The organism is Pseudomonas sp. HMWF006, assembly GCF_003061205.1.
Taxonomy (GTDB): Bacteria; Pseudomonadota; Gammaproteobacteria; order Pseudomonadales; family Pseudomonadaceae; genus Aquipseudomonas; species Aquipseudomonas monsensis.
The window spans coordinates 11,626-13,364 of record NZ_QAIU01000499.1 but is presented as its reverse complement, the minus strand read 5'-3'; the positions used below and the strand labels follow the sequence as shown (position 1 = coordinate 13,364).

Sequence of the window (1,739 nt, the reverse complement as noted above, 5' to 3'; positions counted from 1 at the left end):
CCCCGCCGTGAAAACGGCGGGGCATTTTTTTGTCTGCCATAAAGATCAAAAGCTCGCAGCCTGCGGCAGCGCCGGTAAAAACGCGGTGATAACCCGATTCCGCAGGAGCCGAAGCAGGCTGCGATCTTTGCTTTTGTGAAAACCGGTGCTAGGTTTAGCCCACCGCCCGTGTAGCTCAGCCGGTAGAGCAGCGCACTCGTAACGCGAAGGTCGCAGGTTCGATTCCTGTCTCGGGCACCACTTCCCTTATTTCACTTTGCGGCTCAGGTCCTCGACGGTACGTTTGAGCTGATCCATTGCACGATCCTGATCGTTGATCTTCTGTTTCAGACTCGAAATCTCGCTGTTGTTCGAGTTGGAGCTGGAACCGCTGTTGCGCTTGAGGTCTTCGACCTGGCGACCGAGGGTCTCCAGTTGGCGATCCTGCTCCTTGAGCTTGTTCTTCAGGTCGTCGACTTCTTTACTGCCGGCGCTCGAGCTGGAACCGCTGCTGCGTTTGAGTTCTTCAATCTGGCGTGACTGGTCACGGACGGTATCGCGGATCTTTTGCAGTTCATCAATGCTGATATCGCTTTTGATGACAACCTCTTTGCCGTAATCGTTGTGAATCAATGAAACTTTGTCGCCGTAGGAGGAACTGCTGGTGCTCAGTTCCAGCGCCATGGCGCTTGCCGGCAGCATCATGGCGGCGAGCAAGGTACTGGCAGACACAATGGAGCAAATCTTCGAAAAGCTGCGCATCACTGGTTTTCCTTGTGAACAGCGAGGGTGGGTGCCGAAGTGGCACAACGCTATGACTTGGAAAGCGGATTTATGTTCCGCAAGTCAACTTTTTGCGCCTGGGATGTAAAGAGCCGTGTAATTCGTCATGCAAACGTCCTATATTCGGTGCCTGCATGAGCATCGCCCAGCAGTTTTCAGATGATCCCGAATGGTTCCGAAGGCCGGACAATCCGCGTCAGAGAGATCCTTGATGATCCAGATCCATCCTCCATTCTTACGATCAGCGAGAACGCCATGACCGAATTAACTCAAGAGCAACGTCACGAACTAGCGCTGGAAAAATACATTCTGGAGGTCCCGGACCTGAAAGAAGAGATCAAGGACCTGAGTCCCGATGATCAGAAGGACCAGATCCAGTGGGCATTCGAAGACGAAGCTGAATCCCAGGGGTTGCAGCCGTGGGAGCTGACGCTCAAGTACACGAGCACGCCGGAAGAGTTCGAGGCGCAGCGCCTTGTGCTGCACAAAGAGGCGGCTGAAGTGTTGGGTGTCGAGTGGGACGAGTACTGCGAGATGAATAATCTCGTCGTATAAAAGCAGCTACGAGTTTCAAGCGGCAAGCTGCAAGTCAAAGCAAAAGCGCTGTGGCTTGCAACTTGTAGCTTGAAACTTGCCGTTGCTGTCAAAGGCTCAAGCGCATCGACAGATCCACCGCTTTGACATCCTTGGTCATCGCGCCGATCGAGATGTAATCCACCCCGGTTTCGGCGATCGGCAGCAACGTGCTTTCGTTGATGCCGCCGCTGGCTTCGAGTTTCGCCTTGCCGCCGTTCAGGCGCACGGCTTCGCGCATGTCGTCCAGGCTCAGCTCATCCAGCATGATGATGTCGGCGCCGGCGGCCAGCGCTTCCTTCAATTCATCCAGGCTTTCCACTTCGATTTCCACCGGCTTGCCCGGGGCAATCTTGTGGGCCGCGCTAATGGCCTGCGGGATGCCACCGCTGGCGGCGATGTGG

General features: G+C 55.2%; 3 protein-coding genes and 1 tRNA gene. 2 read left to right on the top strand and 2 right to left on the bottom strand.

All coding sequences use genetic code 11. From position 1 onward, the window contains the following. Positions 1-164 precede the first annotated feature (164 nt). A tRNA-Thr gene (locus tag DBR24_RS21830) sits at positions 165-240 on the top strand. Between the two features lie 6 nt (positions 241-246). Here the strand turns inward: DBR24_RS21830 and DBR24_RS21825 are convergent. Then, positions 247-741 (bottom strand): hypothetical protein, encoded by a 495-nt coding sequence (locus DBR24_RS21825; RefSeq protein ID WP_128615781.1) that lies wholly within the window; start codon positions 739-741, stop codon positions 247-249. 276 nt (positions 742-1,017) lie between these two features. Between DBR24_RS21825 and DBR24_RS21820 the strand changes: the two genes are divergently transcribed. Further along, positions 1,018-1,317, top strand: a complete 300-nt coding sequence (locus DBR24_RS21820; RefSeq protein WP_128615791.1) for a DUF6388 family protein — start codon at positions 1,018-1,020, stop codon at positions 1,315-1,317. An 88-nt stretch (positions 1,318-1,405) separates the two neighbouring features. Here DBR24_RS21820 and DBR24_RS33215 read toward each other — a convergent pair. Then, positions 1,406-1,739: nicotinate-nucleotide diphosphorylase (locus DBR24_RS33215; protein ID WP_371921339.1), on the bottom strand; the 334-nt coding region annotated here is incomplete at its 5' end.

What these genes read in the sequence shown, in the direction of transcription:
- DBR24_RS21825 (WP_128615781.1), bottom strand. Translation starts at nt 741, where the DNA reads ATGCGCAGCTTTTCGAAGATTTGCTCCATTGTGTCTGCCAGTACCTTG.
- DBR24_RS21820 (WP_128615791.1), top strand. Translation starts at nt 1,018, where the DNA reads ATGACCGAATTAACTCAAGAGCAACGTCACGAACTAGCGCTGGAAAAA.